This is a genomic window from Moorena sp. SIO2C4 (assembly GCF_010672485.1).
GTDB lineage: Bacteria > Cyanobacteriota > Cyanobacteriia > Cyanobacteriales > Coleofasciculaceae > Moorena > Moorena producens.
Window position 1 is genome coordinate 1 of record NZ_JAAHGN010000763.1, and the last position, 3,740, is coordinate 3,740.

At 45.6% G+C, this 3,740-nt stretch carries 5 protein-coding genes; 4 read left to right on the forward strand and 1 reads right to left on the reverse strand.

From position 1 onward, the window contains the following. The 3 genes from F6K20_RS28635 to rbp form a co-directional block, all read left to right on the forward strand. Positions 1 to 395: HNH endonuclease signature motif containing protein (locus F6K20_RS28635; RefSeq protein ID WP_287296929.1), on the forward strand; the 395-nt coding region annotated here is incomplete at its 5' end. Positions 396 to 678: 283 nt separating this feature from the next. Next, on the forward strand, positions 679 to 897 hold the full coding sequence (locus F6K20_RS28640) for a ssl0294 family protein (RefSeq protein WP_044494637.1): 219 nt from the start codon (positions 679 to 681) through the stop codon (positions 895 to 897). 328 nt (positions 898 to 1,225) lie between these two features. Beyond that, on the forward strand, positions 1,226 to 1,507 hold the full coding sequence (gene rbp / locus F6K20_RS28645) for an RNA-binding regulator (protein ID WP_008187989.1): 282 nt from the start codon (positions 1,226 to 1,228) through the stop codon (positions 1,505 to 1,507). Between the two features lie 142 nt (positions 1,508 to 1,649). On the opposite strand, the gene F6K20_RS28650 is transcribed toward rbp, so the two are convergent. Then, entirely contained in the window at positions 1,650 to 2,732 is a 1,083-nt protein-coding gene (locus F6K20_RS28650) for an ATP-dependent 6-phosphofructokinase (protein ID WP_008187990.1), read from the reverse strand. A gap of 268 nt (positions 2,733 to 3,000) precedes the next feature. Between F6K20_RS28650 and F6K20_RS28655 the strand changes: the two genes are divergently transcribed. Next, positions 3,001 to 3,740: class 1 fructose-bisphosphatase (locus F6K20_RS28655; protein ID WP_287296931.1), on the forward strand; the 740-nt coding region annotated here is incomplete at its 3' end.

A 3,740-nucleotide genomic window follows, 5' to 3' on the forward strand; every position in this document is an offset into this window, starting at 1 on the left:
TCGAATCCAAAAGATTATTAGGAAAAGCCTTCCCAAAAGTATCATGGGAAGAAAACGGCCACACAATGGTTAAAGGAATTAAGTCCCCTTATGACGGAGACTTAACCTACTGGAGCAAGCGTAACAGCATACTCTACAATAACGCTACATCAAAAGCTTTGAAGAAGCCAAACCATTCCTGCGGATATTGCGGATTAAAATTCATTGATGAAGAAAGAGTTCATCTCCACCACATTGATGAAAATCACGACAACTGGAAGCCTGAAAATTTGATGGCAGTACATCAAAGTTGTCACCAATACATCCATGGGAGCAGACCGAAAGGCCAGGATATCCAGGAGCCGTATGAGGGGAAACCTTCACGTACGGATTTGAAGGAGAGGTGCTCCCCTTAATAGGGGACATCGACTCTAATAAAACGCTTGGGGAGATCTGTCCTCTACTCTTCCTGGTTCCGGCTGGCCCACGCAAGACGGGTCTGTGAGCCAAGAATCCCCTGCCTTCTAGGCATGGGGAGTGTCAATAAACGTTAGAATCCCAATTAGAATCCCAATAGACATCTCCAGACACTCGGTTTTGACCCAGGCAGTGCAAGGGTTTGAGGTTAATTTTTGGAGATGTCTAATCTAATCACTCATACAACTATTGGCAGCACAACCAGCACCAGGAGATCAACTCATGTTCCTCAATGAACTGACACCAATTTTTGAAGAATTTACTCAGCAGCCTGTCGCTTTTTTGGGCGGATTTTTTTCAGGAGTGTTCCGCCTGAATCTCTCAGATGATCCTCTCAAGAGTTGGCTAGAGGCTCAAAATGGCTCTGAGATATACAAAGATGGTCATAACACAAGCGAAAATGATAAAAATAAAGGTCCGCAGTCTATTTCCATTGATTAAGAGCTAATTCAACTATATTTAGCCTGGTTATTTGGGGTCTAATTGGTGCTTAAGCACTACCCCAATACATTTTTTTGATGAATTATGAAATACTGTCAACTAGACAACCACTGATAATCCCGTAAGTGAGCTATCATGAAACGGTATTCACAAGTTCAGTGGATTCCTTTGGTAAAATTTTGATTTTGCTTCCCCCCCCTGGGGTGGTTGGCCACTGTCGAAATTTACCACTGGTTCCTCAGACATGACCGTGAGCAACCAAAATACGTTGTACTCCGTTCTTCTGTGCCTCTGAACTTTAGTTCTATGTTCTGCCTCATCGATCGACATGACCATTTACGTCGGAAACCTGTCCTATCAAGCCACCGAAGACGACTTAAAAACAGTTTTTGGAGACTACGGCACCGTTAAACGAGTTGTTATGCCCACAGACCGTGAAACCGGCAAAATGCGCGGGTTTGCCTTTGTGGAAATGACAGAATCAGATCAAGAAGACTCAGCTATAGAAAGCTTGGATGGTGCTGAGTGGATGGGACGTAGAATCAGGGTCAATAAAGCCAGACCTCGGGAAAATAATAATCGTAACACTCAACGGCGCAATTCCTGGTAGTTGGTAATAAGCTGTTGAACATCTAATTGGTACGACTGATTAAGTGTTCAGAATTTGACCATTGACCGTTGACCGTTGACCAGTACCAGTCAACAGTCAACACGATTCATGTACTTAAAACGTTCATAATCTTAAATACACTCTAATCTCCTAGACAAATACCCAATCCTCTAGCGGTTCTCACCAAAGTTCCGTTAGGATTCACAGCTTGATAATGCTTAATCGTTTCCTCAATCGGTACACTCACCACCTGGCGATATTGCCATGTCACCATCCGGTCATATTGTTCATTGGCGATTAAGTCAACTGCTGCCACACCAAAGGCTGAGGCAATTAAGCGATCAAGGGGTGAAGGAGTGGCACCCCGCTGGGTGTGTCCAAGAACTGTCACTCGCGTTTCCGCTCCAATCGAATTACAAATCTCTTGGGCTAGATATTGGCCAATGCCACCTAATCGACATTCACCAAACCCCACATTACTCTGAAGCACCTCACCGCTTGCAGTGCGAACCGCCTCGGAAACTACGATTAAACAGAAGTTTCGCCCCTGCTCCTGAAGTTGCTTAATTTTATGGCAGACATTGTTAAGGGTATAAGGAATTTCTGGAATCAGAATAACGTCAGCCCCTCCTGCAATGCCAGCACTGATAGCAATGTGACCAGCATCACGCCCCATCACTTCCAAAATCATCACCCGGTCATGGCTAGCCGCTGTGAAGTGTAAGCGATCTAGAGCTTCGGTGGCAATGTTAACGGCAGTGTCAAACCCAATAGAGCGTTCGGTAATGGCAACGTCATTATCGATAGTCTTGGGTATACCTACCAATTTCATCCCCCCTTGTTGGGCAAGTTTGCGCAAAATCGCCAAACTGCCATCGCCCCCAATACCAATGAGAGCGTCTAGACCCAGTTGGTGATAGCCATCAGCAATATCAGCGCTGCGATCGCATAGCGTACCATCTGGCATCGGAAAAGCAAAGGGGTCGCCTTTGTTAGTAGTGCCAAGCATTGTACCACCCATAGTCAAGATGCGATCAACCTTGTCCAAAGTTAGGTTAATCGCTTGAGGAGGATTTTGCATCAACCCCTGAGTAGCCCGACAGATGCCAAGCACCTCCCAGTTGTAAGTAGCCACAGCTCGGTGAGTCACAGCTCGAATCACCGCATTGAGACCAGCACAATCTCCACCACTGGTGAGAATGCCAATGCGTTTAGTTTCTCCCATAATCTCCGTTTAAGGTTGCAATGCCTATGTTCACATCAATTTGACCTCAGGTATAGGCTATTAGACAAGAAAAATGGTGTGAAGATTTGATTTCTGTATTTCTTCTAAAGTTATTAAGCATCATTAAAAATGCCTTCCTAAGATAGAAAGTGAAGAGGACTAGGCACTGGGCCAATCGGTACTCTTCCGATGGCCAATAGGCCACGCTACGCGAACACCAACATCTCTGACAAACCAAGTGCCCTAAGACCTAGGGAGGACAAAAATTATGGCAGAGGTAGCTGAACCTAGAACTCAAGAAAGAGCCCTGGATCGGGATTGTAAAACGTTATCCCGTCACGTTTTCGAGCAACTCCAAAGTTTTTCCATGGAGGCACAAGACCTCAGTGCCCTCATGAATCGCATAGCCCTAGCTGCCAAGCTAATTTCTCAACGCTTGAGCCGAGCTGGTTTGATGGAAGGGGTGTTAGGATTCACGGGTGAAGTCAATGTGCAGGGTGAATCTGTCAAAAGGATGGATCTCTATGCCAATGATGTCTTCATCTCGGTATTTAAGCAAAGTGGTCTCGTCTGTCGCTTGGCATCCGAGGAAATGGAAAAACCCTACTATATCCCGGAAAATTGCCCAATTGGACGTTACACTCTGCTATATGACCCCATTGATGGTTCCTCCAATATCGACACCAACTTGAATGTTGGTTCGATTTTTTCGATTCGTAAGCAAGAAGGAGAGGATCTAGACGGGGAAGCCCGTGATCTTCTGCAAAACGGGCATAAGCAAATTGCTGCTGGCTACGTTCTCTATGGTCCGAGCACAATGCTGGTGTATTCCATCGGTACGGGTGTTCATGTCTTCACCCTCGACCCAAGTTTGGGAGAGTTTATCCTGTCGAAGGAAAACATTAAGGTGCCAGAACATGGCCCAGTGTATAGCACCAATGAAGGAAACTTCTGGCAGTGGGAAGAATCAATAAGGGACTATATTCGCTATGTCCATCGCCATGAAGA

What these genes read in the sequence shown, in the direction of transcription:
- F6K20_RS28640 (WP_044494637.1), top strand. Translation starts at nt 679, where the DNA reads ATGTTCCTCAATGAACTGACACCAATTTTTGAAGAATTTACTCAGCAG.
- rbp (WP_008187989.1), top strand. Translation starts at nt 1,226, where the DNA reads ATGACCATTTACGTCGGAAACCTGTCCTATCAAGCCACCGAAGACGAC.
- F6K20_RS28650 (WP_008187990.1), bottom strand. Translation starts at nt 2,732, where the DNA reads ATGGGAGAAACTAAACGCATTGGCATTCTCACCAGTGGTGGAGATTGT.